This window comes from Aminobacter carboxidus, assembly GCF_014863355.1.
Classification (GTDB): Bacteria; Pseudomonadota; Alphaproteobacteria; order Rhizobiales; family Rhizobiaceae; genus Aminobacter; species Aminobacter carboxidus.
The window spans coordinates 105,003-131,297 of sequence record NZ_JACZEP010000004.1 but is presented as its reverse complement, the minus strand read 5'-3'; the positions used below and the strand labels follow the sequence as shown (position 1 = coordinate 131,297).

At 63.0% G+C, this 26,295-nt stretch carries 25 protein-coding genes; 19 read left to right on the top strand and 6 right to left on the bottom strand.

What is annotated here, in order from left to right; translation table 11 throughout:
* Window positions 1-185 precede the first annotated feature (185 nt).
* Both pdxR and IHE39_RS14870 read left to right on the top strand, forming a co-directional pair.
* Window positions 186-1,679 (top strand): MocR-like pyridoxine biosynthesis transcription factor PdxR, encoded by a 1,494-nt coding sequence (pdxR, locus tag IHE39_RS14875; protein WP_184771993.1) that lies wholly within the window; start codon window positions 186-188, stop codon window positions 1,677-1,679.
* Window positions 1,680-1,858: 179 nt separating this feature from the next.
* Window positions 1,859-3,448, top strand: coding sequence for a trimethylamine methyltransferase family protein (locus IHE39_RS14870; protein ID WP_192567018.1), 1,590 nt, complete (start codon window positions 1,859-1,861; stop codon window positions 3,446-3,448).
* Window positions 3,449-3,460: 12 nt separating this feature from the next.
* Here IHE39_RS14870 and IHE39_RS14865 read toward each other — a convergent pair whose 3' ends face one another.
* Window positions 3,461-3,859 carry a hypothetical protein gene (locus tag IHE39_RS14865; protein WP_192567017.1) on the bottom strand — a complete coding sequence of 133 codons (399 nt, stop codon included), beginning with the start codon at window positions 3,857-3,859 and terminating at the stop codon, window positions 3,461-3,463.
* A gap of 160 nt (window positions 3,860-4,019) precedes the next feature.
* On the opposite strand from IHE39_RS14865, the gene IHE39_RS14860 reads away from it, so the two are divergent.
* Window positions 4,020-4,328, top strand: coding sequence for a hypothetical protein (locus tag IHE39_RS14860; protein ID WP_192567016.1), 309 nt, complete (start codon window positions 4,020-4,022; stop codon window positions 4,326-4,328).
* 72 nt (window positions 4,329-4,400) lie between these two features.
* Here IHE39_RS14860 and IHE39_RS14855 read toward each other — a convergent pair whose 3' ends face one another.
* A complete protein-coding gene (locus tag IHE39_RS14855; RefSeq protein ID WP_192567015.1) occupies window positions 4,401-5,111 on the bottom strand; it encodes a DUF6065 family protein in 711 nt (236 codons plus the stop codon).
* Window positions 5,112-5,240: 129 nt separating this feature from the next.
* Here IHE39_RS14855 and IHE39_RS14850 point away from each other — a divergent pair, with 129 nt between their 5' ends.
* From IHE39_RS14850 to IHE39_RS14830, 5 genes are all read left to right on the top strand, one after another.
* Window positions 5,241-5,594 carry an ArsR/SmtB family transcription factor gene (locus IHE39_RS14850; RefSeq protein WP_192567014.1) on the top strand — a complete coding sequence of 118 codons (354 nt, stop codon included), beginning with the start codon at window positions 5,241-5,243 and terminating at the stop codon, window positions 5,592-5,594.
* Window positions 5,578-6,039, top strand: coding sequence for an SRPBCC domain-containing protein (locus tag IHE39_RS14845; RefSeq protein ID WP_192567013.1), 462 nt, complete (start codon window positions 5,578-5,580; stop codon window positions 6,037-6,039). The genes IHE39_RS14850 and IHE39_RS14845 overlap by 17 nt, the downstream gene beginning before the upstream one ends.
* A gap of 107 nt (window positions 6,040-6,146) precedes the next feature.
* A complete protein-coding gene (locus IHE39_RS14840) occupies window positions 6,147-6,596 on the top strand; it encodes a GFA family protein (RefSeq protein WP_192567194.1) in 450 nt (149 codons plus the stop codon).
* 86 nt (window positions 6,597-6,682) lie between these two features.
* The gene (locus IHE39_RS14835) at window positions 6,683-7,453 is read left to right on the top strand and encodes a DUF899 domain-containing protein (RefSeq protein ID WP_246485496.1); all 771 of its coding nucleotides are present in this window, start codon (window positions 6,683-6,685) and stop codon (window positions 7,451-7,453) included.
* 16 nt (window positions 7,454-7,469) lie between these two features.
* Entirely contained in the window at window positions 7,470-7,757 is a 288-nt protein-coding gene (locus tag IHE39_RS14830; RefSeq protein WP_192567011.1) for a hypothetical protein, read from the top strand.
* A 29-nt stretch (window positions 7,758-7,786) separates the two neighbouring features.
* On the opposite strand, the gene IHE39_RS14825 is transcribed toward IHE39_RS14830, so the two are convergent.
* Window positions 7,787-9,589: an IlvD/Edd family dehydratase gene (locus tag IHE39_RS14825; RefSeq protein ID WP_192567010.1), complete on the bottom strand. Its 1,803-nt coding sequence runs from the start codon at window positions 9,587-9,589 to the stop codon at window positions 7,787-7,789.
* Window positions 9,590-9,792: 203 nt separating this feature from the next.
* Here IHE39_RS14825 and IHE39_RS14820 point away from each other — a divergent pair, with 203 nt between their 5' ends.
* Together IHE39_RS14820 and IHE39_RS14815 are read left to right on the top strand one after the other, a co-directional pair.
* Window positions 9,793-10,530: a methyltransferase domain-containing protein gene (locus IHE39_RS14820; protein ID WP_192567193.1), complete on the top strand. Its 738-nt coding sequence runs from the start codon at window positions 9,793-9,795 to the stop codon at window positions 10,528-10,530.
* A gap of 120 nt (window positions 10,531-10,650) precedes the next feature.
* Window positions 10,651-11,103, top strand: coding sequence for an SRPBCC family protein (locus IHE39_RS14815; protein ID WP_192567009.1), 453 nt, complete (start codon window positions 10,651-10,653; stop codon window positions 11,101-11,103).
* 71 nt (window positions 11,104-11,174) lie between these two features.
* Here IHE39_RS14815 and IHE39_RS14810 read toward each other — a convergent pair whose 3' ends face one another.
* Both IHE39_RS14810 and IHE39_RS30430 read right to left on the bottom strand, forming a co-directional pair.
* Window positions 11,175-12,368, bottom strand: a complete 1,194-nt coding sequence (locus tag IHE39_RS14810) for a TCR/Tet family MFS transporter (protein WP_192567008.1) — start codon at window positions 12,366-12,368, stop codon at window positions 11,175-11,177.
* Between the two features lie 474 nt (window positions 12,369-12,842).
* Window positions 12,843-13,304 (bottom strand): TrmH family RNA methyltransferase, encoded by a 462-nt coding sequence (locus IHE39_RS30430; protein ID WP_246485494.1) that lies wholly within the window; start codon window positions 13,302-13,304, stop codon window positions 12,843-12,845.
* 387 nt (window positions 13,305-13,691) lie between these two features.
* Between IHE39_RS30430 and IHE39_RS14800 the strand changes: the two genes are divergently transcribed.
* From IHE39_RS14800 to IHE39_RS14790, 3 genes are all read left to right on the top strand, one after another.
* Window positions 13,692-13,898, top strand: a complete 207-nt coding sequence (locus tag IHE39_RS14800; RefSeq protein ID WP_192567007.1) for a ParD-like family protein — start codon at window positions 13,692-13,694, stop codon at window positions 13,896-13,898.
* A 1-nt stretch (window position 13,899) separates the two neighbouring features.
* Complete coding sequence (map, locus tag IHE39_RS14795) at window positions 13,900-14,670, top strand: type I methionyl aminopeptidase (protein ID WP_192567006.1); 771 nt, start codon at window positions 13,900-13,902, stop codon at window positions 14,668-14,670.
* A gap of 72 nt (window positions 14,671-14,742) precedes the next feature.
* Window positions 14,743-15,372 (top strand): HAD hydrolase-like protein, encoded by a 630-nt coding sequence (locus tag IHE39_RS14790; RefSeq protein ID WP_192567005.1) that lies wholly within the window; start codon window positions 14,743-14,745, stop codon window positions 15,370-15,372.
* Window positions 15,373-16,085: 713 nt separating this feature from the next.
* Here IHE39_RS14790 and IHE39_RS14785 read toward each other — a convergent pair.
* Window positions 16,086-18,341 carry a long-chain fatty acid--CoA ligase gene (locus tag IHE39_RS14785; RefSeq protein ID WP_192567004.1) on the bottom strand — a complete coding sequence of 752 codons (2,256 nt, stop codon included), beginning with the start codon at window positions 18,339-18,341 and terminating at the stop codon, window positions 16,086-16,088.
* 454 nt (window positions 18,342-18,795) lie between these two features.
* Between IHE39_RS14785 and IHE39_RS14780 the strand changes: the two genes are divergently transcribed.
* From IHE39_RS14780 to IHE39_RS14755, 6 genes are all read left to right on the top strand, one after another.
* Window positions 18,796-20,391, top strand: coding sequence for an ABC transporter substrate-binding protein (locus IHE39_RS14780; RefSeq protein ID WP_192567003.1), 1,596 nt, complete (start codon window positions 18,796-18,798; stop codon window positions 20,389-20,391).
* Window positions 20,392-20,501: 110 nt separating this feature from the next.
* The gene (locus tag IHE39_RS14775; RefSeq protein ID WP_192567002.1) at window positions 20,502-21,506 is read left to right on the top strand and encodes an ABC transporter permease subunit; all 1,005 of its coding nucleotides are present in this window, start codon (window positions 20,502-20,504) and stop codon (window positions 21,504-21,506) included.
* 9 nt (window positions 21,507-21,515) lie between these two features.
* Complete coding sequence (locus tag IHE39_RS14770; RefSeq protein ID WP_192567001.1) at window positions 21,516-22,424, top strand: ABC transporter permease subunit; 909 nt, start codon at window positions 21,516-21,518, stop codon at window positions 22,422-22,424.
* A 1-nt stretch (window position 22,425) separates the two neighbouring features.
* A complete protein-coding gene (locus IHE39_RS14765) occupies window positions 22,426-23,277 on the top strand; it encodes an ABC transporter ATP-binding protein (protein WP_184771954.1) in 852 nt (283 codons plus the stop codon).
* Complete coding sequence (locus tag IHE39_RS14760; protein WP_184771952.1) at window positions 23,274-24,101, top strand: ABC transporter ATP-binding protein; 828 nt, start codon at window positions 23,274-23,276, stop codon at window positions 24,099-24,101. The genes IHE39_RS14765 and IHE39_RS14760 overlap by 4 nt, the downstream gene beginning before the upstream one ends.
* 339 nt (window positions 24,102-24,440) lie before the next feature.
* Window positions 24,441-26,048, top strand: a complete 1,608-nt coding sequence (locus IHE39_RS14755) for an ABC transporter substrate-binding protein (protein ID WP_192567000.1) — start codon at window positions 24,441-24,443, stop codon at window positions 26,046-26,048.
* Window positions 26,049-26,295: the final 247 nt, after the last annotated feature.

Sequence of the window (26,295 nt, the reverse complement as noted above, 5' to 3'; positions counted from 1 at the left end):
GTCGCGGCGGACTATCGCGGCAAATTTCAATCGATTCAACTGGGTCTGTTTGCAACCGGCGCTGGAAAGGTTCACTGGCATAAATCTATAGGATTAGAAAAATTGATTGGTGCAACTGCTTGTACCAAGGATAGCTTTCTATGGTCCAGCGAAGTCAAAAGACTGGACTTGCAGGAAACGTCCCCATGCCACAGCGAAACGATACGGCGATCTGGTCAGGCTTGTTCCGGATTTCGGCGGAATCAGGTCAGACGCTCCAGGCCCAGATCCGGCAGGCGATCGTCGCCGCCATTCTCGACCGCCAGATTGCGGCCTCGATGCCGCTGCCCTCGTGCCGCATCCTCGCCGAAAAACTCGGCGTCGCGCGCGGTACCGTGGTGCTGGCTTTCCAGCAGCTCGTCGACCAGGGCTTCCTTGTGGCGCGTGAGCGCCGCGGCCACTTCGTCAATCCCGAAGTGCTGGCGACGCCCGCCAAGCCGCAGCAGAAAAGCCCCGACCAGGCCAATGAAATCGATTGGAAGGCGCGTCGCCAGATCGCCGCCTCCGACATGCAGCCGCCGGCCAAGCTCGATAACTGGATCAAGTCGTCCTATCCGTTCGTCTACGGCCAGTTCGATCCGACGCTGTTTCCGACCGCCGAATGGCGCGAGTGCAACCGCATGGCGCTGGCCGTGCTCGAAATCCGCAACTGGGCCGCCGATATGGTCGACCGCGACGACCCGTTGCTGATCGAGCAGATCCAGGCGCGCCTGCTGCCGCGCCGCGGCATCTTCGCCAATCCGGACGAGATCATCGTCACCCTTGGCGCCCAGAACGCGCTCTACATGCTGGCCACACTGTTGATGACCAAGGGTTCCAAGGTCGCCATGGAGGACCCCGGCTATCCCGATGCGCGCTCGATCTTCCGTCTCTCAGGCGCCGACATCGAGCCGGTTCCGGTCGATCATTCGGGCATCGTCACCTCGGCGATCCCGTCTGACGCCGGCTTTGTCTTCGTCACGCCGAGCCATCAGTGCCCGACCATGGTGCCGCTCAGTGCCGAGCGCCGCCAGGACCTGCTGGCGCGCGCCACGCGCAACAACCAGATCATCATCGAGGACGGCTACGACAGCCAGCTGCTCGACGAGGCGCCGCAGCAGGCGCTGAAGAGCCTCGATCGCTCGGGCCGCGTCGTCTATGTCGGCTCGATGTCGAAGACCCTGGCACCTGGCCTGCGCCTTGGCTACATCGTCGCCTCGGCCGATCTCATCGCCGAGCTGCGCGCGCTGCGCCGCTTCATGCTGCGCCATCCTCCGGCCAACAACCAGCGCGCGGTTGCCCTGTTCCTGTCGCTTGGCCACCACGAGGCGCTGGTCCGGCGCCTGTCGACGGCCTTCACCGAGAGGCGCAAGCGATTGGTCCAGGCGATCTCCGCTTTTCTGCCAGATTGGCAGTCGACGGATTCCGCTGGCGGCACGTCGCTGTGGCTCGAAGGGCCGCGCGGCACCGACTCGCGCGGGCTTGCGGCGGCCGCTGCCACGCGCAGTGTCATCATCGAGCCGGGCGAGCGTTTCTTCGAGCATTCCGACAAGCCTACGCGCTTCATGCGGCTAGGTATTTCCTCGATTGCCCTGCAGCACATCGAGCCCGGAATCCGCGAGCTGGCCACCGCCGCCGGACGTCGACCCGCCGCCGCATGATCCCTATGCCGGCGGCCCCTCCGTGGCGCCGGCATATATGAGCGTTCTGGCATATCCGGCGGAAACCGCTGGCCCATAGTCTGGGCCAATGGACGTTGCATAGTCGCGCAAAGGGAACGAGGCGACACGACGGTGGCATAATCACTGCGGGCCAGCCTCACACAGTTCGGAGGACCTGCATGTCAGTTGCCATCGGAAGCCATGATCTGTCGGCGGAGCAACGCTCGCGAAGGTCCGGTGGCAGGGAGGCGCGACGGGCGATGCGCGCCGCTCCGCTCGCCGACGACATCCGCCCGGTTCGCGCCGGCCTCGAGGGCGGCCGCTTCAAGGCACTGGCCCAAAGCGATCTCGAGCGTATCCACGAAGCGGTGCTGACGCTGCTCGAAACCGTCGGCTTCGCCAACGCCATCCCGAGTTGCATCGAGGCGCTGACGCGGGTCGGCGCGACCTACAGCGACGACGGCCGCATCCGCTTCCCCCGCGCGCTGGTCCTGTCGACGATCGAGAATGCCGCCCGCAACTTCACGCTCTGCGGTCAGGACCCCAAGCATGACATGCTGATCCAGGGCAGGCGCGTCCACTACGGTACGGCAGGTGCTGCCGTGCATCTTGTCGATGTCGAAAAGCGCGAATACCGCGAAAGCCTGCTGCAAGACATCTACGATGCCGCCCGCCTCGTCGAGGGGCTCGACAACATCCACTTCTTCCAGCGCCCGATGGTGCCGCGCGACATTCCCGACCCGCTGGAGATGGATTTCAACACGCTCTATGCCTGCGTCTCCGGCACCTCCAAGCATGTCGGTACCAGCTTCACCGTCCGTGAGAATGTCGCGCCCGCCTTGCAGATGCTCTACGAAATCGCCGGCGGCGAGGAAAACTTCAGGGCGCGTCCATTCGTCTCCAACTCCAATTGTTTCGTCGTGCCGCCGATGAAGTTTGCCGAGGATGCCTGTGGCGTGCTCGAGGCCTGCGTTGAAGGCGGCATCCCGATCCTGTTGCTGTCGGCAGGGCAGGCGGGCGCCACCGCTCCGGCGGCCATCGCCGGTGCGGTCGTCCAGGCGGTCGCCGAGGTGCTCGCCGGTCTCGTCTACGTCAATGCGCTGAAACCCGGCCACCCCGCGATCTTCGGCACTTGGCCCTTCGTCTCCGACCTGCGCACCGGCGCCATGTCCGGCGGTTCGGCCGAGCAGGCGCTGCTGACTGCTGCCTGCGCCCAGATGGCCCAGTTCTACGACCTGCCCGGTGGCTCGGCCGCCGGCATGGCCGACTCCAAGCTGCCCGATGTGCAGTCCGGCTACGAGAAGGGCATCACCAATGTCATGGCCGGCCTCTCGGGCCTCAACCTGGTCTATGAGTCAGCCGGCATGCATGCCTCGCTGCTCGGCTTCTGTCTCGAAAGCCTGATCATCGACAACGACATGCTGGGCCAATGCCTGCGCTGCGTGCGCGGCATCGAGGTCTCGGACGAGGCGCTGTCGATCGCCACCATCTCCGAAGTCTGCCTCAACGGCCCGGGCCATTATCTCGGCAACGAACAGACGCTGAGGCTGATGCAGACCGAGTATTTCTACCCCGCCGTCGCCGATCGTTTCTCGCCCAAGGAGTGGAACGAGAGGGGCAAGCCCGACCTTTTGGGCAAGGCGATCGTCGAGAAGAAACGCGTGCTTGCCGAACGCTTCCCACGTCACGTCTCCAGGATGACCGACGACAAACTGCGCGTGCAATTTGGCGAATTGATCAAGTTGCCGCGCAGCGGCATGGGCGGCTAGGCCGACACGCGACTAACCGGTACTCAGCTCGAAACGCGAGACGACGTCGGGGTTGATCAGCTTGGCATGCAAGGCGAGCAGGACGATCTCGGCATCGAAACTGTCACCAGTTTCCAGTGCCGCTTCGATGCGCTGCTCGGCTTCCGCCATGAGCTCGTGCCCGTTGGTCTGTTCAAATACCTCGGGTCCGGCGATGCAATAGCCAAACAATTGCGCCACCGGCGGATAAGCCTGCGAGGGCGGATCGTTTGGCCAGTGGTCCTTCATCAGGTTGACGATGGTCAGCTTGACGCCTTCCGGCACCAGCGCGGGATGCAGGTCGAACATGCGCAAGGCCGCGTCCAGCTCGCGCAGGTCGCTCGAACGGCCGAACATGCCGAGAAAGCCGAGGGAAGAACGCCGTTTGGCCATGAGACATCAGTTCCTTTGCTTCCCAGTTAGTCGCTCCCTGGCGGATTTCAAAGATCGACCGGCAGCCTCGGGCGGGTTTTTTGTCCAGCCGATGGAATAGCCGTCGTCCTGTCCCGTTCCTCCCGGGCAATCGCGAAGATTGTCCAAAAGGAGATGACAGATGAAAAAGATGTTCGCCATCCTTGGCGCAATGCTGCTCGCGGCGCCGGCGGCACACAGCACTGCCCATGCCGACGACGACATTTCGAAGTTCTTCAAGACGGTCATTTCGGGCGGCAAGTCGGGCGGCTCGAGCTGGTCGAACTCGAACAGCAATTCGAGTTCCAACCGTTCGTCGAACTCGTCGAACAACTCGAGCTCCAACAGCTCGTCCAATTCGTCGAGCAACTCGAGCTCGAATTCCAGCTCCAACTCCTCGTCGAACTCGAGTTCGAACAGTTCCTCGAATTCGTCGTCGGACGACGACTGATCTGCAAGGCATCAAGCAAAAGGGCCGGTGGAAATTTCCACCGGCCCTTTTCGTTGCGTCTTGAACTGGCTCCTAACGCAGTGCCCGCGCCACCTTCCTGTACCAGCCGTCAGACGCGATGGTGTTGCGAAAGACGCGGCGGCGATCCTGGCTTTCGTCCTGGCCTTCGGCGCGGATGTCGGCAACGAGTTCCAGCGCCGTACGCTCGAACGGAATGACCTGCGCAATCGGCGCGCCCTTTTCGATGACGTGCAGGCCATCCGCGCCGGTGGCGAAGAACGGGAAGTGGATCTCGGCAGTGTAGGTGTCGGTGTCGACAACGCCCGAGACCAGTTCGAAGATGCCATTCGGCCGGTTGAGCGGCTGCACGAACAGGCAGCTCCAGCCAGGTGGCGTTCGCACGGTCCAGTAGTTGTGGAACTTGCACGGCGGCGCCGGCTGGCGCGGGTTGCCGGCGACCTGATGAGCGCCGTGATTGCTGACCAGCGTGCGGTCGAAATCCCAGGCGCTGTCCACCTTCTTGCCGCCGTCCGAGATTTCCATCCGCACCGTCGCCGGCAGCCTGATAATCCAGCCGGCGGTCATGGCGTCGAGGAATGGCATGCATCGCTTGATGGTGAGGCCGCTGTCGCCGGTCGAGAGCTTGGCCGGGTCGACCGCCGGCAACTTGCGGAACCAGTCGGGCAGGAAGGTCTTGGCCGGCACCGGCGGCGGGATGACGCCGTCATCTTCGGGACGGCAGAGAAAACGGATCGAGCGCGGCTTGGGCGAAAATGAAAACATCGGGATCTCCTGCGTGATGGCGGGAGAACGTGCGGATCCAGGTTCTATTCCGTCCGTATCGCACTCTTGACAGGGCGCCTTTGCGGTCGTATTTAGCGAGTTAGTTAATTAACAAGACTGCTAAATAATATGATGGACGATCGCCTCGACGCTACATTCGCCAGCCTCGCCGACCCGACGCGGCGTGCCATCCTTGCCCGGCTCGCCCAGGGCGAGGCGACCGTCAACGAACTGGCTGAGCCGTTCGCTATGAGCCTGCCGGCCATCTCGCGCCATTTGAAGGTGCTGGAGCGCGCCGGGCTGATCAGCCGCGGCCGTGAGGCGCAGTGGCGGCCGTGCCGGCTGGAGGCTGCGCCACTCAAGGACATCGCCAACTGGGTCGATCATTACCGCCGCTTCTGGGATGCGAGTTTCGACCGCATGGCCGACTATCTCAAGGAACTGCAGACGCCGAAGGGAGACCAGGATGACCGCAAGAACTGACACCGTCGCCGCCCAGTCGCTTGTCCTCGAATTCTCAAGGGTGTTCGACGCGCCGCCGGCGCTCGTCTTCCGCATGTGGTCGAGCCCCGAGCATCTGGTGCGCTGGTGGGGACCGAAGGGCTTCACGTCGAGCTGTGAGACGCACGAGTTTCGCAAGGGCGGGAGCTATCACCTGCTGATCCATGGTGACAGCGACAACGGCATGTCTGGCACCTTCCGCGAGATCGTCGACAATGAGCGGATCGTCTTTACCTTCGCCTGGGACCACGATCCCGACTGGCAGACGCTGGTGACGGTGACGCTGAAGGCCGAAGGCGACGGCACGCGGCTGACCTTCCGGCAGGAGCCGTTCCTCGATGTCGAAACGCGCGACTCGCATCTGGGCGGCTGGGGCGAATGCCTCGATCGCCTGGCCGACGCGCTCGCTGGCCGACCGGTGGTCTGACCTTCGCGCGCCAAGCCCGCGCGTCAGTTACGTGCCTGATGAAACCAATGCCTGCCGGGGATCGTTGCCGATCCTCGGAACGATCAGCCATGCGAGGAGACATGACCATGCTGAAATCCTATCGCGGCAGCTGCCACTGCGGGGCAGTTCATTTCGAATGCCAGCTCGATCTCGCACCCGAGGGGCAGCGCTCCAAGCCCGAGCTCGACGGCGTCTGGTGGACGTCGAGCTTCCGCTGCAACTGCTCCTGGTGCGCCAAGACCCGCTTCTGGAAGAATTTTGCCCGGCCCGCCGGCTTCCGCGTCACCTCCGGCGCCGACATGCTGACCGAGTATCGCTTCGGCTCGTCGGCCATCCGCCACACCTTCTGCAGCCGCTGCGGCGTTCATCCCTTCGCCTCGGCCAGCTTCGACATCATGGGCGGCGATTTCCATGCGGTGAACATCGCCTGTCTCGACGACATTTCGCCCGACGAGCTGGCCGCTGTGCCCATCATCTATGAGGATGGGCGCAACGACGCCTGGGACCGAGCGCCCGCAGTGACGGGCTACCTCTAACAGCAAGCATCGAAATTTCGAGCAGTGCATGACGGCCGCCATCCGGCGGCCGATGGGAAACCTGTGTCCAAACGATGGAGATTGAAATGCGACATGAAATCGTATCGCGAGACGAATGGGTTGCAGCGCGCCGGGCGTTGCTCGCCAAGGAAAAGGCAATGACCAGGGCGCGTGACGAGTTGAGCGCCGAGCGGCGCCAGCTGCCCTGGGTCAAGATCGACAAGCAGTACTATTTCGACGGTCCTGAGGGCAGGCTTTCGCTGTCCGACCTGTTCGACGGGCGTAGTCAGTTGTTCATCAAGCATTTCATGATGGGCCCGGGCCAACAGCACCACTGCGTCGGCTGCTCGTTCGAACTCGACAACGCTGACAGCGTGATTGTCCACCTCGAGAACCACGACGTCAGCTACGTCGCCGTGGCGCGCGCGCCGATTGCCGAAGTCGAGGCACTCAGGGCCCGCATGGGCTGGCAGGCGCGTTTCGTCTCGTCCTTTGACAGCGACTTCAACTACGACTTCAACGTCTCCTATACGCCTCAGCAATTTGCGGCGAAGAAGGCGGTCTACAACTTCGCGCCGCTCGATTTCGAGATCGAGGATCTGTCCGGCGACAGCGTCTTCTACAAGGACGATGACGGCCAGATCTACCACACCTATTCGACCTTCGGCCGTGGTGGCGAGCAGTTCCTCGGGGCCTATGGCTTCCTCGACGTGATGCCCAAGGGCCGCGACGAAAACGGGCCGTTCCATCTCCTCGCCGACTGGGTCAGGCCGCACGACATGTACGGCAAGGGCGGCATGGTCGAGCCGACCGGCCGCTACCACCCGGCTGATTGCGGCTGCGGCAAGCACGCATGAGCGGGGAGAGACGCCGATGTGCTGCGCCCTGGGAGCGCTGATCATCGCCGCGATCGCAGCCTGGCGCCGCCTGTTGAGCGTGGCGTCCGGCTGGCATCGCGGTGTGTGCTGGGTTGCTGCTGTCGCCGCGGCCCTGGCCCTCGGCGTCGGGGCAACCGCTGCCGCTCAGCATTTCGGCCACTACGCCGCGCGCGCCGAGATCAACCAGCGCACGGTGCTGGCTGAAATGCTGGCGCAGCCGATCTGCGACGGCATCGCACCATCGAGCCGTGCTAACGGGCAGTTGCTGTCGCAGCTTGATTGACCAGGGCGCAAGCACCCCGGTTTGCTTGCCTAGTGATTGTCGCGCGGGATGCCCTTTGTCTGGGCGACACGCTGGTATTTCACCGCCGGCTTCAGCACCATGCCTTCCGACAGTTGGTCGACCATGCCGCGCTGGATCTCCTGCCACGGCGTCTGGTGCGCGGGGAACTGATAGCCGCCATTGTTCTGCAGTTCGGCGCGGCGGCGGGTGATCTCGTCGTCGGTCACGAGAATGTCGGCGGTGCCTTTCCTGAGGTCGATGCGCACCCGGTCGCCCGATTTCAGCAGCGCCAGCCCGCCGCCGACCGCGGCTTCCGGCGAGGCGTTGAGGATCGACGGCGAACCCGAAGTGCCCGACTGGCGGCCGTCGCCGATGCAAGGCAGCGAGTGGATGCCGCGTTTGAGCAGGTAGGCCGGCGGCTGCATGTTGACCACCTCGGCGCCACCGGGATAGCCGACGGGTCCCGCGCCGCGCATGAACAGCACTGTATGTTCGTCGATGTTTTCCGCCGGGTCGTCGATGCGAGCGTGATAGTCCTCCGGCCCGTCGAACACTTTTGCCGTGCCTTCAAAGGCTTCGGGGTCCCTGGGGTTCGACAGATAGCGGTCGCGGAACTCGGGCGAGATCACGCTGGTCTTCATGATGGCGCTGTCGAACAGATTGCCCTTGAGGTTGATGAAGCCGGCGTCCTTCTTGAGCGGGTCGGCGACCGAGCGGATGACCTTTGGGTCCATGTTTTCGGCGGCGGCACAATTCTCGCCCATGGTGCGGCCATTGACGGTAATGACGTGGGGATGCGGCAGCAGGCCGGCCTTCATCAGTTCGGCAACGACGGCCGGCACGCCGCCGGCATGGTGGTAGTCCTCGCCGAGATATTCGCCGGCCGGCTGCAGATTGACCAGAAGCGGCACATGGTGGCCGACCTTCTGCCAGTCGTCATTGTCGAGCGGCACGCCGAGATGGCGGGCGATGGCGTTGAGATGGATCGGCGCGTTGGTCGAGCCGCCGATTGCCGAATTGATGACGATGGCGTTTTCGAACGCCTCGCGGGTCATGATGTCGGACGGCTTCAAATCCTCGCGCACCATGTCGACGATGCGCTTGCCGGTGTCGTAGGAAATCTGGCCGCGCTCGCGGTAGGGCGCGGGGATGGCGGCAGCACCAGGTAACTGCATGCCCAGCGCTTCGGCCAGGCTGTTCATCGTCGTGGCCGTGCCCATGGTGTTGCAGTAGCCGACCGAGGGTGCTGACGAAGCGACGATATCCATGAACTGGTCGTAGTCGATTTCGCCGGACGACAGCTTTTCGCGCGACTTCCACACGATGGTGCCCGAGCCGGTGCGCTCACCCTTGTGCCAGCCATTGAGCATCGGGCCGACTGACAGCGCGATCGCCGGAATGTTGACGGTGGCCGCCGCCATCAAAAGCGCCGGCGTGGTCTTGTCGCAGCCGACGGTCAGCACCACGCCGTCGAGTGGGTAACCGTAGAGCACCTCGACAAGGCTGAGATAGGCTAGGTTGCGGTCGAGCGAGGCGGTCGGGCGCTTGCCGGTTTCCTGGATTGGGTGACAGGGAAATTCGAACGGCACGCCGCCGGCGGCGATGATGCCGTCGCGCACGCGCTTGGCCAGTTCGATGTGATGACGGTTGCACGGCGACAGGTCGGAGCCGGTCTGGGCGATGCCGATCAACGGCTTGCCCGACTGCAACTCCTCGCGCGTCAGGCCGAAATTCAGATAGCGCTCGAGATAAAGCGCGGTCATGCCGGGATTGTCGGGATTGTCGAACCACTCCTGCGAACGGAGCGTCTTCGTCGTCTTTTGGCCGGCCATCAATTCCTCCCGAAATCCGGACCTGCATCGTTATGGCAAGGACCAAACAGCTGCAAGAGCGACGAAGGGGGCACCGTACGGGTTGCCACTACGAGGCGTCGTGGTGCAACTTTCGCCCGGCAACTGGTCCGGCAGGCACGGCTTCCCTCACGGCGCTGCGATGGTATGAATGCGCCAGCCAGCATCGGAGCAGCAGTGCCTTGATCGACGACCGCCTCTACATCGACCCCGAACTTGTCCAGTTCTACGACCTCGAAAACGAAGGCGGTGACGACGTCGACTTCATCATGCGGTTCGTCGGCGACGCGCGTAGCGTTCTCGACCTCGGCTGCGGCACTGGCGCGCTGACGGCGATGCTGGCCGACGGCCGTGCCGTCACAGGCGCTGACCCGGCGCCTGCCATGCTCGATGTCGCCCGCAAGCGCCCCGGCGGCGAGCATGTCGAATGGGTCGAAGGCGATGCGCGTTCGCTGCGCCTCGGCAAGGGCTTCGACCTCGTGCTCCTGACCGGCCATGCCTTCCAGGTGTTCCTGACCGAAGAGGACCAGCGCGCCGCGCTCGACACCATCGCTGCCCATCTCGCACCTGGCGGGTGCTTCATCTTCGACAGCCGCAATCCGCTGGCCAAGGAATGGCTGCAATGGGGACCCGACGATTCCAGGCGCACCATCGCGCATCCCACTTTCGGCCTCGTCGAGGCCTGGAACGACGCCGTCCAGGACGCTGCATCAGGCATCGTCACCTATGACACCTTTTACCGCGTCCCGGCGGACGGGTGGCAGTTCCATGCACGCTCGCGCATCGCCTTCCCGGCGCAGGAGCGGCTTGCTGCGATGATGACCGAGGCCGGGCTCGCCGTCGACCGCTGGCTCGGCAGCTGGCAGGGCGCGGCTTATGCGCCCGACATGGGCGAGATCATCCCGATTGGCCGCAAGGCCTGATCCCGATTGGCCGCAAGGCCTGATCTCGATTGGCCGCAAGGCCTGATCCGGGCCGCGCGATGGACAATCACCGGACGCTGCGATACGCCTCGATGGGATCGGCATTCGGGAGGATAAAGCATGGCCCTGGTGATCGAAGGCGAAGAAAAAATCGCGGCACCCATCGCGGTGGTGTGGCAGGCGCTCAACGATCCCGCTGTGCTCAAGGAGAGCATTCCCGGCTGCGAAAGCCTGGAGATGACGTCTCCGACCGAGATGGCCGCCAAGGTGGTGCTCAAGATCGGGCCGATCAAGGCGACCTTCACAGGCGAAGTGACGCTGAAGAACCTCAAGCCGCCGCACTCCTACACCATCGTTGGCGAAGGCAAGGGCGGCATCGCCGGCTTCGCCAAGGGCGGCGCCGACGTGACCCTGACCGAGGACGGGCCCGACGCGACAATCCTCAAATATGAGGCCAAGGCCGATGTCGGCGGCAAGATCGCCCAGCTCGGCAGCCGCCTGATCACCTCGACCTCGAAGAAGCTGGCCGGCCAGTTCTTCTCGACCTTCGGCGAAAAGGTGGGCGGAGCGTAAACGTCCTTTTTCACCTTTCGGCATCAGGCCAAAACTCCGCCTCGCGTTCCGTCACACCCCCCTTCTGCCCGCTATGTCGCAGCAACCGGCATCGTCTTCTTGAAACTCAAACCCAGCACCAGCGGCACGCTGAGCGCGTAGATGGCGATGACTGACAGCCAGATCGCGCCGGGCCATTGTGCCCGGACGACGAAGTAGAAGCTGGAGAAGCCGAGCGGCGCCATGATCGATGCCAGGCTGAGCGCCGACGCCAGCACGCCCTGGAACTGCCCTTGCTGGCTTTCGTCGACCTGCCGGGTCGCGAGCGACTGGAGCGCCGGCACGCCGATGCCGCCAAGCGCGAAGAGCGGTATGATGGCGAAGATCATCCAGCTCTTGCTGGCGAAGGCCATGACGACAAGTGCTGTGCAGGCGCAGGCAATGCCGACAAGAATGGCGGCGCGCTCGCCGAGCAGCTTGACCGCGGGACCGGGGAGGAAGGCCTGGGCGAGGGCCTGGCAAACGCCGAAGGTGCCGAGCGACAGGCCGATCCACAGCCCGTTCCACTGGAACGCATCGCTGCCCCACAACGCCCAGGAGGTGCCATAGGCCTCGCCGGTGGCGCTGAAGATGAAGAAGATCGAGATGACGGGCAAAAGGCTTTTCATCGAAAACACCCAGCGCAGCGGCTTGAGCGGATTGAGCGCGGCGAGGTTGATCTTGTCTGGGCTGGGCGCGCGCGTTTCCGGCAGGACGAAATACGCCAGAAGCAGATTGCAGGCGTTGAGCGCGGCGGCGGCGATGAAAGGCAGGCGCAGCCAATGGTCGCCGAGCGCACCGCCAAGCACCGGCCCGATGATGAAACCGGCGCCGAACATGGCGTTGAACAGGCCGAAGCGGCGGGCGCGCTGATCCTTGGGAGAGATATCGGTGATGTAGGCCGTCGCCACCGAGACGTTGGCGCTGGTCAGACCGGCAATGGCGCGGCCGAGCAGAAGCATCCACAGGCTGGGGGCAAAGGCGAGGAACAGGTAGTTGATCGCGGCCCCGGCGAGGGAAATCAGCAGCACTGGGCGGCGGCCGAGCCGGTCGCTGAGCGAACCGAGCACTGGCGCGAAGACGAACTGCATCGCCGCGTAGAGCGCCGTCATGACGCCGATATAGGCGGCGACATTTTCGCTATGGGTGACGTCCTTGAGCAGCGCCGGCAGGATCGGAAAGATGAGGCCGATGCCGATGGCATCGAGGACTACGGCAACAAAGATGACGATGAGCGGCTTGCTCATGGCGAACTCCAATGAACGCAAGCGTGCCGCGGCCTTGCGCCGATGGCAGCTCGCAATGGGCCTGAGTGGTTCAGGCGGGGTGATTTTCGGGAGCTGGGCGCCCCATGCTCGAAACGGCATGGGCGACGTATGCTTGACCGCCTGGACGACTATTCGTCCACCTGTTTACTCCGCCACTGAGCGGATCAAGGGAAGCGGTCGCTTTGCGCGACGGGTTCCCTTTACGTCATGCGGTTGCGCGCGGCAAGAGGGAGGTCGCGCGCAATACGTGCAGCGGGCGGCAGAGCTTATTCACAGCGGTGCCGGCTTGAGCGCTGTTCGCCAAGGAAGCTGATTCTCCAGATGCCGGTGCGTTCGGCTGGTGGGATGCGAAAGATTGGGATGAAGGCTGCAGAACATTTTGTTCGCAGTCCACGCTTTGGCATTTTTCGCCAGAACCTGCTTTCGCCCGTGAGACGTCCGTCGTAGACGCGATCAGACTGCCTGGAAGCCAGCGTCAGCGTCTTCGCGAGCCATGATGGTGGGCAAAGGCTCGGCGCGTTTCCCCTTGTTCCTGCTGCGGCGATACGTGCTCTGATACGCTCGCCGCTGCTTGGCGACTTCGTAGAGAACGATACCTGAGCATGTGCCGAGGTTGAGGCTCTCGATCATGCCGAACATCGGGACGGCCACGCACATATCGCTGCGCTCGACCGCGAGCGGACTGATGCCACGCGCCTCGTTGCCGAACCAGACCGCGAGTTTCGTGTGCTGTGTGTAGTCGCCTTCATGCAGGTAAACGTTGGTCTTACCCTTTACATGCGGTGAGGTGACGACAGAGACACAGCCGTTCTTTTCCAGATGATCGAGGCACGCCTCGGTGCTGTCGAAGCGTTTCACGAATGTCCATTTGACCGCAGACACCGATATCTTCGAAAGCGACTTCTGCTCTCGCATTTCCTGCCAGTCATCGGGAAGGGCCTTGCGGGGATCGACGATGTAGACTTCTCCACGCCGAGTGCATTGGCGTTTCGGATGACTGTTCCGATGTTCTTGATGTCAGTCGGGTCTTCGATAACTGCGATTAGGTTCTTGCAGCGAAACGACTTGATCGCTTCAGCGCGCTTGCGAACAGATGCTTTGGACTTTTCAGGCTCAACTGTTTCCATGCAGGCGTATTACCATGCGCGAAATGTTGTTCAATAGGGTCAAGATAGATCGAGGCAATGCGCGGCCAAACGACGGTCCATCCAGCCTCCAGGAGGCCAGGTATCTACCGCATCCGGTTGACCTGTGAGTATACGAAACATATATGATACGTATATTCGTAAATAGGAGACGTTCATGGGTATCGTGAAGATCGACGAGGACCTGCATGAGGAAATCAGGCGGGCCAGCACGGTGATGTGCCGGTCGATCAATGCGCAGGCCGAGTTCTGGATGAAGGTCGGCATGCTGGCGGAAGCCAATCCGACCTTTTCGTTCAACGAGATCGTCAAGATGCAGTTTGCGGCGGCGCAGGTGCATGTCCAGGATCTGGCGGTCGCCTGACATGGTCAAGACAGCGGATGAAATGGCGCTGATGCGCGTCGCAGGCAGGATGCTGGCATCCGTCTTCGAGATGCTCGACGGGCAGGAGCTCGCCGGACTGTCGACACTGCAGGTCAACGATCTTGTCGAGCGCTTCATCACGGTCGAGCTTGCCGCCCGCCCGGCCAGCAAGGGGCAATATGGCTTCAACTACGTACTGAACTGCTCGATCAATCATGTCGTCTGCCACGGCGTGCCCGATGGGCAGGAGATCATCCGGGACGGCGACATCGTCAATTTCGACATCACGCTCGAAAAGGGCGGCTACATCGCCGATTCGAGCAAGACCTATCTGGTCGGCAGCGCCCCGCCTGCCGCGACGCGGCTGGTGCGGGTCGCCCAAGAGGCGATGTGGAAAGGCATCAGGCAGGTCCGGCCGGGAGCGCATCTCGGCGACATCGGCTTTGCCATCGAGCGGCATGCCAAGAAAAACGGCTATTCGGTGGTGCGGGACTATTGCGGCCACGGCATCGGCCGCGAGATGCACGAAGAGCCGCAGGTGCTCAATTTCGGCAAGCCGGGAACGGGCATGATGCTGCGCGAGGGCATGGTTTTCACCATCGAGCCGATGGTCAACCAGGGCACCCGCAAGGTCTCGACCGCAAGCGACGGATGGACTGTCGTGACCAACGACCGGAAACTCTCGGCGCAGTTCGAACATACGGTCGCCGTCACGGCGAGCGGTGTCGAGGTTTTGACCTTGCGCCGCGACGAGGCGCGCATGCTGGCCTGATTGCCATGCCGCAGCCGGCATTGACGCTGAAACCGCACTGAGGCAGTGACGGGGCACACTGGTGGCGCCCTGATGTCTTCTTTCTCGCTTGCGATATTCGACTATGACGGCACGCTGGCCGACAGCTTTCCGTGGTTCTGCTCGGTGCTCAATCAAACCGCGCGGCAGTTTGGCTTTCGCGAGGTTGCCGATAACGAGATCGAGCAAATGCGCGCGCTGGGAACCCGCGAGATCATTGCCAGCCTCGGGATTCCCAAGTGGAAGATGCCGGCAATCGCGATGCACATGCGCAAGCTGAGCGCGGAAAGCCGTGATGCGGTGGCGCTTTTCCCCGGGGTCGAACCGATGCTCGCCAGCCTGGCCGCACGCGACATCACTATTGCCATCGTCAGTTCCAACAGCGAACACACCATCCGCGGCACGCTTGGGGCGGCTGCGGCCCACGTAAGCCACTTCCAATGTGGCGCGTCGCTGTGGGGCAAGAGCGCCAAGTTCAAGGCCGTCATCAAGCGCCTGGGGGCCGACAAGCGACGCACCATCGCCATCGGAGACGAGGTTCGTGACATCGAAGCGGCGCGCGGTGCGGGCATCGCCGCGGGAGCGGTGACCTTCGGCTACAACACGGCTGCCGCATTGCGCGCCCAAGGCCCCGATCTGGCCTTTGATTGTTATGCCGATCTTGTCGCGAAGCTGACCGCCTGACTACGCCTTGAGCTTCGAGGTCAGGCGCGTCGGCTTGTGCTTGCGTCGAGGCAACTGCTAATCGTCCGCCGATGCGGCGGATTGTGATCCTGGGAAATGCCGGCAGCGGCAAGTCGACACCGGCGCGCCAACTGGGCACGCGGCTGGCGTTGCCGGTCGTGCATCTGGACCGGCTGTTCTAGGGACCGAACTGGTCCAAGCCGGACCCCGACGCCTTTCGTGGCCGGGTTCGCCAGGCGATCGCGGGCGATGGCTGGATTTGCGAGGGAAACTATTATCGCCAGACATTCGACCTCAGGCTGCCTCGCGCCGATCTCGTCATCTGGCTCGACACATCGCGGCTGCGATGTGTGACGCGCGTTGCTCTGCGCAATCTGTTGAACAGGCCACGGCCCGATCTGCCCGACAGCTGCACTGAAAAGCTCGACGCGGAGTTTTTAGCGTTTCTCAGATGTCTGGTCGTTCGATCGTGAAAAGCGGCCGGACATCGAACGTGCCCGCCTCGCGAACGGCGCTCATGTTCCGGTGGTGAGCTTGCATGGCACCAGCCAGATCTCCAGACTTCGTGAAGTCTCTTCCGGCCAACTGACGCGGGCGCCAGTCCCAGACACTGTCCCGGATCTCGGGCGGCCAACAGGCATCGGCTGCCCAAATAACAAAAGGGCCACCGCGGAGTGTCCACGGTGGCCGCTTTGTCCGGATGGAGCGGGGGCTTAGCCCCTGAGTTCGCGCCTGAGGATCTTGCCGACATTGGTCTTCGGCAGTTCGTTGCGGAACTCGATGTATTTCGGCCGCTTGTAGCCGGTCAGGTTTTCGCGGCAGTAGGCGATCAAAGTCTCGACGGTGAGGTCGGGATCCTTGCGCACGACGAACAGCTTGGGCACTTCGCCCGAATGCTCGTCCGGTACGCCGATAGCTGCGACTTCGAGCACGCCGGGATGCTGGGCGACGACGTCCTCGAGCTCGTTGGGATAGACGTTGAAGCCCGAGACCAGGATCATGTCCTTCTTGCGGTCGACGATCTTGGTGAAGCCGCGCTCGTCCATGAAGCCCATGTCGCCGGACTTGAAGAAGCCGTCCGAGGTCATCACCTTGGCGGTTTCGTCGGCGCGGTTCCAGTAGCCGGCCATTACCTGTGGTCCCTTGATGCAGATCTCGCCGACTTCGCCGAGCGGCATGTCGTTGTCGTTCTCGTCGCGGATGGCGATCTCGGTCGAGGGCAGCGGCAGACCGATGGTGCCGGTGAAATCGGGCGACGAGCACTTGTTGGCGGTCGCCACCGGCGAGGTTTCCGACAGGCCGTAGCCTTCGGTGATGTGGTTGCCCGTCGCCTTCTTCCAGCGCTCGGCCACCGGCCGCTGCACCGCCATGCCGCCGCCGAGCGACAGGATCAGGCCCGAGAAGTCGAGCTTGCGGAAGTCCTCGTTGTTGGTCAGTGCGTTGAACAGCGTGTTGAGGCCGGGGAAGATGTTGAACTGGAACTTGCCCAGTTCCTTGACGAAGCCGGGAATGTCGCGCGGGTTGGGGATCAGCACGTTGAGCGCGCCCTGCTGCATGCCCATCAGCGCGTTCACCGTGAGCGCGAAGATATGGTAGAGCGGCAGCGCGCAGACGAAGGTAAGGTGGGGCGGCTTCGGCCTGACCGTGTAGGCGTCCTCGACCCACAGCGCCAACTGGGCGACATTGGCGAGCACGTTGGAGTGGATCAACATCGCGCCCTTGGAGACGCCTGTGGTGCCGCCGGTATATTGCAGGAAGGCGATGTCGGAAGCCGCGACGGTGGCCGGCTTGAAGCTCAGGCCAGCACCTTCCTTGAGCGCCGCCATGAACTTGACGTGGCCGGGAAGCGACCAGGCCGGCACCAGCTTCTTGACCTTGCGCACGACAAGATTGACCAGCAGGCCCTTGAGCCCGAGCATCTCGCCCATCGAGGCGACGACGACATGCTTGACGTGGGTCTTGGCAACGACCGCCTGCAGCGTGGTGGCGAAGTTTTCGAGGATGATGATGGCCTCGGCGCCCGAATCCTTGAGCTGGTGCTCGAGTTCGCGCGGCGTGTAGAGCGGGTTTACGTTTACCACGGTGTAGCCGGCGCGCAGGATCGCCATCATGGCGACCGGATACTGCAGCACGTTGGGCATCATGATGGCGACACGCGCGCCCTTGGCGAGGCCCTTGGACTGCAGCCATGCGGCGAATGCCGTCGACATGCGCTCGAGCTCGCCATAGCTCATCGACTTGCCCATGCACGAGAAAGCGGGGCGACCGGCATACTGGCGGCAGGCTTCGGTGAGCAGGTCGCCGATCGAGCTGTGGGCGAGCGGCGGCATTTCGGCCGGAACGTTGGCCGGGTAACTCTTTAGCCACGGCTTGTCGGTGGACCTTGCAGCTGCCTTGGCAGGTGCTGCGGCCTTGGCCGCAGGTGCAGCCTTTGCCGCCGGGGCGGGCTTTGCGGCGGCAGGCTTTGCCTTGGCTGCGGGCATCTCGGCAGTCTTGGCGGCGGCAGCGGCCTTTGACTTGGCTGGAGCGGACTTGGGAGCCGGCTTCGTTGTTGCTGCCTTGACGGCCCCGGTCTTGGCCGCCGGCTTTGAAGCGGCGGGCTGGGGAGCTGCCGACTTGGGTGCTGTGGACTTGGTCGGGGCCGGTGCGGCCTTGGCAGTTGCTGCGGCAGGCTTTGCCGCGGCCTTTGGTGCTGGCGCCTTGGCTGCGGGCTTGGCTGATTGGGCCTTGGGCTTCGGCGCCGCAGAAACCTTTGCCGGCGATGCAACTGTTGTCTTGGCAGGGGCGGCTTTCGGAGCCGCAGTCTTGGCTGGCGCTGCCTTGGCCGTCGCTGCCTTGCCAGGTGCCGGCTTCGGCGCGGCGGCCTTGGCGGCGGGTTTGGTTTCGGGTTTGGTCGTGCTGGCTGGCTTGGGCGCCGCCTTTGTGGTTGCGGTCTTTGCCGTGCTTGCCTTGCCGGTAGTTTTAGCCAATGCAGCCTCCCTGGTTGTTCTTGTTTCCGGCGTTGATAGTCCGCCGGCTTTCGCCCTCGTCCACGTCGCAGCGCCGCAAGAACAGTGCCGCGTCGGGGCATGTTGTAGTTGTTTGTATTGCCACATGACGTTAACGGCAAGTATCACCCAACGTCACCTCGCAGGCCGAATTTTAGGATTCGCAGTTATATAGGTCGGCGCTGGCAACAGCCCCCGAATTGCCATCCCCAGCGATGATATAACTTGGCGCGGCGGAATCTAACGCGAAGTGCAAATGCCCAGCCAGGCAATGGAAAACGCTACTTTTCGACTATTTCGAAGTCATCTGTGGGTAAATTATTCTGCTTACCAAAGGGCAGGTAGGCGGGGAGTTCCAAAGCTGGGTAAACGGTGCTTATATGCGCGCCTGCGAGCCTGACGGGTAGGGCTTGGGAAAAATCATAGGGAGTGTTCAATGTTGAAAAAAACGACCTTTGCGGCCGCGTTGCTGGCTGCAACCGTCCTCAGCGGTGCGGCGAGCGCAAAGACGTTCGTCTACTGCTCGGAAGGTTCGCCGGAAGGCTTTGATCCGGGCCTCTACACCGCCGGAACGACCTTCGACGCCGCCGCGCACACCGTCTACAACCGCCTGCTTGAATTCAAGAAGGGCACCACCGAGACCGAGCCGGGCCTGGCCGAGAGCTACACGGTTTCCGATGACGGCCTGGAGTACACCTTCAAGCTGCGTGCGGGCGTCAAGTACCAGACCACCGAGTTCTTCACGCCGAGCCGTGACTTCAACGCCGACGACGTTGTGTTCTCGTTCGAGCGCCAGCTGAAGGCTGACAATCCGTGGAACAAGTACGTGACCGGCGCTTCGTGGGAATACGCTGCCGGCATGGGCTTCCCGGAAGTGATCAAGTCGGTCGAGAAGGTCGATGACCTGACCGTCAAGATCACTCTGACCCGCAAGGAAGCACCGTTCCTCGCCAACATCGCGATGCCGTTCGCTTCGATCGTGTCGAAGGAATATGCCGACAAGCTGCAGGCTGACGGCAAGATGAACCAGATGAACCAGCAGCCGCTCGGCACCGGCCCGTTCTCGTTCGTCGCCTACCAGCAGGACGCCATCATCCGCTACAAGGCCAACCCGGACTATTGGGGCGGCAAGCAGAAGATCGACGACCTCGTCTTCGCGATCACCCCTGACGCATCGGTTCGCTACCAGAAGCTAAAGGCTGGCGAATGCCACCTGATGCCGTTCCCGAACGCTGCCGACGTGGCTGCGATGAAGGCCGATACGAACCTGAAGGTCGTCGAGCAGGCTGGCCTGAACGTCGCCTACCTCGCCTACAACACCACCCAGGCTCCGTTCGACAAGGCTGAGGTCCGCACGGCTCTCAACCAGGCCATCAACAAGCAGGCCATCGTCGACGCCGTGTTCCAGGGTGCTGCAACGCCGGCTACCAACCCGATCCCGCCGACCATGTGGTCGTACAACAAGGCCGTCGAAGACGACAAGTACGATCCGGAGGCATCGAAGAAGGGTCTTGAAGCCGCTGGCGTCAAGGACCTCAAGATGAAGGTCTGGGCGATGCCGGTTTCGCGTCCCTACATGCTCAATGCCCGCCGCGCGGCGGAGCTGATCCAGTCCGATTTCGCCAAGGTTGGCGTCACGGTCGAGATCGTCTCCTACGAGTGGGCCGAGTACCTCGACAAGTCGAAGGCCAAGGATCGTGACGGTGCCGTCATGCTCGGCTGGACCGGCGACAATGGCGATCCGGACAACTTCCTCGACACCCTGCTCGGTTGCGATGCCGTCGGCGGCAACAACCGCGCTCAGTGGTGCAACAAGGAGTTCGACGATCTGGTAACCAAGGCCAAGGAGACCTCCGACGTGGCCGAACGCACCAAGCTCTACGAGCAGGCGCAGGTCGTGTTCAAGAAGGACGCTCCCTGGGCAACCATCGACCACTCGCTGTCGATCGTTCCGATGCGCAAGGGCGTTGAAGGCTTCGTTCAGAGCCCGCTCGGCGACTTCGCTTTCGACGGTGTTGACATCACGGAGTAAGGTTGCCTAAACAGGCCAACCTTGGGTTGGGGCGCTTGGATCACAAGCGCCCCAATGCACATTTTGTGCTACCCTTACCTTTTCTCGGAACATTCACTTAAAGGTTCGACATGCTCCGGTTCCTGTTGGGACGGCTCGCCGTCCTGATCCCGACATTCATCGGGGTCTCAATCATCGCATTCTCCTTCATCCGTCTGTTGCCCGGCGATCCGGTCGCCCTGCTTTCCGGCGAGCGCGTCATGTCGCCGGAGCGCCACGCGGAAATCTCCGCCCAACTCGGTTTCGACCGGCCCATCGTCATCCAGTACCTCGACTATCTCTGGGGCGTGGTGCGTGGCGATTTCGGTACCTCGATCGTCACCAAGAGGCCTGTCGTCGACCAGTTCTTCGAATTGTTCCCGGCGACGGTCGAGCTGTCGCTCTGCGCTATCATCTTCGCCGTCGTGCTCGGCGTTCCGGCAGGCATCATCGCTGCGATCAAGCGTGGTTCCTTCGCCGATCAGGCGATGATGGGCACTGCACTCGTCGGCTTCTCGATGCCGATCTTCTGGTGGGGCCTGCTGCTGATCATGCTGGTATCGGGCATGCTCGGCTGGACGCCTGTCTCCGGCCGCATCTCTCTGATGTTCTATTTCCCGCCCGTCACCGGCTTCATGCTGATCGACTCGCTGCTTTCAGGCCAGGCTGGCGCGTTCAAGTCGGCTATCAGCCACCTGATCCTTCCGACCATCGTTTTGGGTACCATCCCGCTCGCTGTCATTGCCCGCCAGACGCGCTCAGCGATGCTGGAAGTGCTGTCGGAGGATTATGTCCGCACGGCGCGCGCCAAGGGCCTGTCGACCTTCCGCGTCGTCGGCGTCCATGCGCTGCGCAACGCCATGATCCCGGTCGTCACCACCGTCGGCCTGCAGGTCGGCGTGATGCTCGCCGGCGCTATCCTGACCGAGACGATCTTTTCCTGGCCGGGTATCGGCAAGTGGATGGTCGATTCCGTGTCGCGGCGCGACTATGCCGTCATCCAGGGTGGCCTGCTCATGATCGCTGCGGTCATCATGCTGGTGAACCTTGCGGTCGACCTGATGTACGGCCTCATCAACCCGCGTATCCGGCACTAGGAGGGCACGATGTCTCAAGCTGCTGCAACCAGTGCTGTCTCGACCGACCCGTCCCGCCGGGCGCGACTGGCCGAGTTCTGGTACTATTTCTCTGAAAACCGCGGCGCCGTCATCGGCCTCGTGTTCTTCATCTTCCTCGTGCTCTTGGCGATCTTCGCACCACTGATCGCGCCACATGATCCGACCCAGCAATACCGCGACGCGGTTCTGGTTCCGCCGGTCTGGCAGGAGGGCGGCCGCGCCGACTACCTGCTCGGCACCGATGCTGTCGGCCGCGACATGCTTTCGCGCCTGATCTTCGGTACCCAGTTCTCGCTGTTCGTCGGCGTCATCGTAACGACCCTGTCGCTGGTCGTGGGCGTCGTCTTCGGCGTCATTGCCGGCTACTTCCGCGGCTGGGTCGACACCGCCATCATGCGGGTCATGGACATCATCCTGGCCTTCCCGTCGCTGCTGCTGGCACTCGTGCTGGTGGCGATCCTCGGGCCGGGCCTGGTCAATGCGATGATCGCGATTTCGCTCGTCTACCAGCCGCATTTCGTGCGCCTGGCACGTGCTGCGGTGATGAGCGAAAAGTCCCGCGACTACGTCGTCGCCGCCAAGGTGGCCGGTGCGGGCCATACCCGCCTGATGTTCAAGACCATCCTGCCGAACTGCATGGCGCCGCTGATCGTCCAGGCGACGCTGTCGTTTTCTTCCGCCATTCTCGACGCCGCCGCACTCGGCTTTCTCGGCATGGGTGCGCAGCCGCCGACGCCGGAATGGGGCACCATGCTGGCCGAGGCCCGCGAGTTCATCCAGAGCAAGTGGTGGGTGGTGACGCTTCCGGGCGTGGCGATCCTCATCACTGTGCTGGCGATCAACCTGATGGGCGATGGCCTGCGCGACGCGCTCGACCCCAAGCTGAAGAGGTCCTGACATGGCGCTTCTTGAAATCGAAAACCTGGTCGTCGAGTTCGAGACGGCATCCGGTCCCTTCCGCGCCGTCAACGGCGTGTCGATGAAGGTGCACGAAGGCGAGGTTCTCGCCATCGTCGGCGAGTCCGGTTCGGGCAAGTCGGTGTCGATGCTGGCCGCGATGGGGCTTTTGCCCTGGACGGCGAAAGTCACCGCCGACAAGCTGACTTTCAACGGCCGTGACCTGCTCGCCATGCCCGCCAGTGAGCGGCGCAAGATCATCGGCAAGGACATTGCCATGATCTTCCAGGAGCCGGTGGCGAGCCTCAACCCGTGCTTCACCGTCGGCTTCCAGATCGAAGAAGTGCTGCGTGTGCACATGGGCCTCGACAAGGCGGCGCGCCGCAAGCGCGCGATCGAGCTGTTCCAGGCCGTCGGCATTGCCGATCCGGCCGAGCGTCTCGGTTCCTACCCGCACCAGATGTCGGGCGGCCAGTGCCAGCGCGTGATGATCGCCATTGCGATTGCTTGCAACCCGAAGCTGCTCATCGCCGACGAGCCGACGACAGCACTCGACGTGACGATCCAGAAGCAGATCCTCGACCTGCTGATGAAGCTGCAGGCCGACCATGGCATGGGGCTGATCATGATCACCCACAACATGGGTGTCGTGGCCGAGACCGCCGACCGCGTGGTCGTGCAGTACAAGGGCCGCAAGATGGAAGAAGCCGACGTGCTGACGCTGTTCGAAAACCCCAAGAGCAACTACACGCGCGCGCTGCTGGCGGCACTGCCCGACAATGCGACCGGCGACCGGCTGCCGACGATCTCGGAACTGTTCGTCGACGACCAGGTGGAAGGGGCTGCACGATGAGCGTCATTCTCGAAGCGCGCAACATCGTGCGCGACTACCATGTGCCCGGCAGCTTCCTGAAGAAGGCCAAGACCGTTCACGCCGTCAAGGGCGTGAGCTTCCAGGTCGAGAAGGGCAAGACGCTGGCGATCGTCGGCGAAAGCGGCTGCGGAAAGTCCACGCTGGGCCGCATTCTGACGCTGATCGACCCGGCGACGTCGGGCGATCTGCTGATCGAAGGCAACAAGGTCGACATCGCCAAGGGCGACCTGACGCCCGAGATGCGCCGCAAGGTGCAGATCGTGTTCCAGAACCCCTATGGCTCGCTCAACCCGCGCCAGAAGATCGGCGACATCCTGACCGAGCCGCTGGTCATCAACACCAAGACGCCGGCCGACGAACGCCGCGACCGGGCGATGACGCTGCTGAAGAAGGTCGGTCTCGAAGAGAAGCACTACAACCGCTACCCGCACATGTTCTCCGGCGGTCAGCGCCAGCGCGTCGCGATCGCCCGTGCGCTGATGCTGAACCCGAAGCTTCTGGTGCTGGACGAGCCGGTTTCGGCGCTCGATCTGTCGGTGCAGGCACAGGTGCTGAACCTGCTCGCCGACCTGCAGGACGAGTTCCAGCTGACCTACGTCTTCATCAGCCACGACCTCTCGGTGGTGCGCTATATCGCCGATGAGGTGATGGTGATGTATTTCGGCGAGGCGGTTGAATATGGCAGCCGCGACGAGGTCTTCGCCGACCCCAAGCACAGCTATACCAAGACGCTTTTTGCCGCGACGCCGCGCGCCGACGTCGACAGCATCCGCGCCCGCCTGGCCAAGAAGAAGGCCGCCTGAACGGCGACCTGAAGTCGACTGACTGATCGCTGCTTCGGCCCGGAAATCGCAGACGGTTTCCGGGCCGACGCATTTTCGGAAGCATTCGCGTGCCAACGGGCTGCTCACGTAGCACAATGTTTTGGGCCAGCGGGTTAAAACGCCAATTTCGTCTCTCGCAAATCGGCTTTCCCGGATCATAATCCAGGCCATCACTACAGCGCCGCGCGACTTTTTGGACGCGCAACGGACGCTGTGAATTTTGGATCGGTGCATGATCCTTTCCGAAAATCGATTCCGATTTTCGGCGTCATGCACCAGGGCCGGCGATGTCGCCGTGCCGGGGGCATGGAGGCTGACATGGCGGGAATAGAGATTTCGAGGCGCAAGGTTCTGGCGGGGTCGGCGTTCCTGCTGGCCTCGACGGCGCTGCCGTCGATCGGCTGGACGCAGGCGAAGAAGGGCGGGCGCCTTGTCGTCGCTGCCGATTCCGAGCCGCGCAATCTGAACCCGGCGATTGTCGCTTCCAACGGCGTGTTCTTCGTAGCGAGCAAGGTTGTCGAGCCGCTGGCCGAAGCTTCCTTCGACGGCGAAGACGGGCTGGCGCCGCGGCTGGCGACGAGCTGGGAAGGCTCGGCCGACGGGCTTTCCGTCACCTTCAAGCTGCGCGAGGGCGTGACCTGGCACGACGGCAAGCCGTTCAGCTCCGCCGACGTGGCGTTTTCTGCGCTCAACGTCTGGAAGCCGCTGCAGAACCTCGGTCGCGTCGTGTTCAAGAACCTCGAGGCGGTGGAGACACCGGACGCGAACACTGCCGTCTTCAAGTTCTCCAAGCCGACGCCGCTGCAGCTGATCAAGAACGCGCTGCCGGCGCTGACTTCGGTTGTGCCCAAGCACGTCTACGAGGGCTCCGACATTGCCGCCAACCCGGCCAACAATGCGCCCGTCGGCACCGGACCGTTCAAGTTCGCCGAACACAAGGCGGGCGAATATTACCGGCTCGAGCGTTACGACAAATACTGGGGCGACAACGCGCCGGCGCTCGACGAGATCATCTACCGCGTGCTGCCCGACCGTGCCGCAGCGGCCGGCGCGCTGGAGGCTGAAGAAATCCAGCTGGCGGCGTTTTCTGCGGTGCCGCTGGCCGACCTCAAGCGCATCTCCAAGGTGGCGGGCATCAAGGTCATCAGCGAAGGCTACGAGGCGCTGACCTACCAGCTGGTCGTCGAGATCAACCACCGCCGCAAGGAGCTGGCCGACGCCAAGGTGCGCCAGGCAATCGCACATGCCATCGACAAGGACTTCGTCGTCAAAACGATCTTCCTCGGCTACGCCAAGCCGGCGACCGGCATCGTGCCGCAGAACGACAAGCAGTTCTACGCACCCGATGTGCCGACCTATGGCTTCGACGTCGCCAAGGCCAATGCGCTGCTCGACGAGGCGGGCTATGCGAAGAAGGACGACGGCAAGCGTTTTGCCCTGAAGCTTCTGCCGGCACCCTATTTCAACGAGACCAAGCAGTTCGGCGACTACCTGCGCCAGGCGCTAGCCGCCGTCGGCATCGATGCCGAACTGGTCAACAACGACTCGGCCGCGCACCAGAAGGCCGTCTACGCCGACCACGCCTTCGATCTCGCTATCGCACCTCCGGTGTTCCGCGGCGACCCGGCGATCTCGACGACGATCCTGGTGCAGTCAGGCATTCCCGACGGCGTGCCGTTCTCCAACCAGGGTGGCTACAAGAACGACGAGCTCGACGGACTGATCGACAAGGCGGCGGAGACGCTGGACCCCTCGGCGCGCATCGAGCTCTACAAGGAGTTCCAGAAGAAGGTGGCAGCCGACCTGCCGCTGATCAACGTCGCCGAATGGGGTTTCATCACGGTCGCGCGCGACACGGTCAAGAACGTGTCGAACAACCCGCGCTGGGCGGTTTCGAACTGGGCGGACACCTATGTCGAAACGTGACATCATCGCCTGAGCTGGATGATGATCCGTTACTGAGCATGCCCTTCGCATTTGTGGTGCCTTACGTTGCTTCCCTCTGGCCTGCCGGACATCTCCCCCTCAATGGGGGAGATTGGCCGCCGCGGGCGCATTCGAGCGCGCCTGCCACGGTCAAGGAAAGCGGCGGCGTCGATGACAACCGATCTCCCTCTCTGAAGGGGAGATGGCCGGGAGGCCAGAGGCCTGGGCCGCAATATCTCCTGTTGTG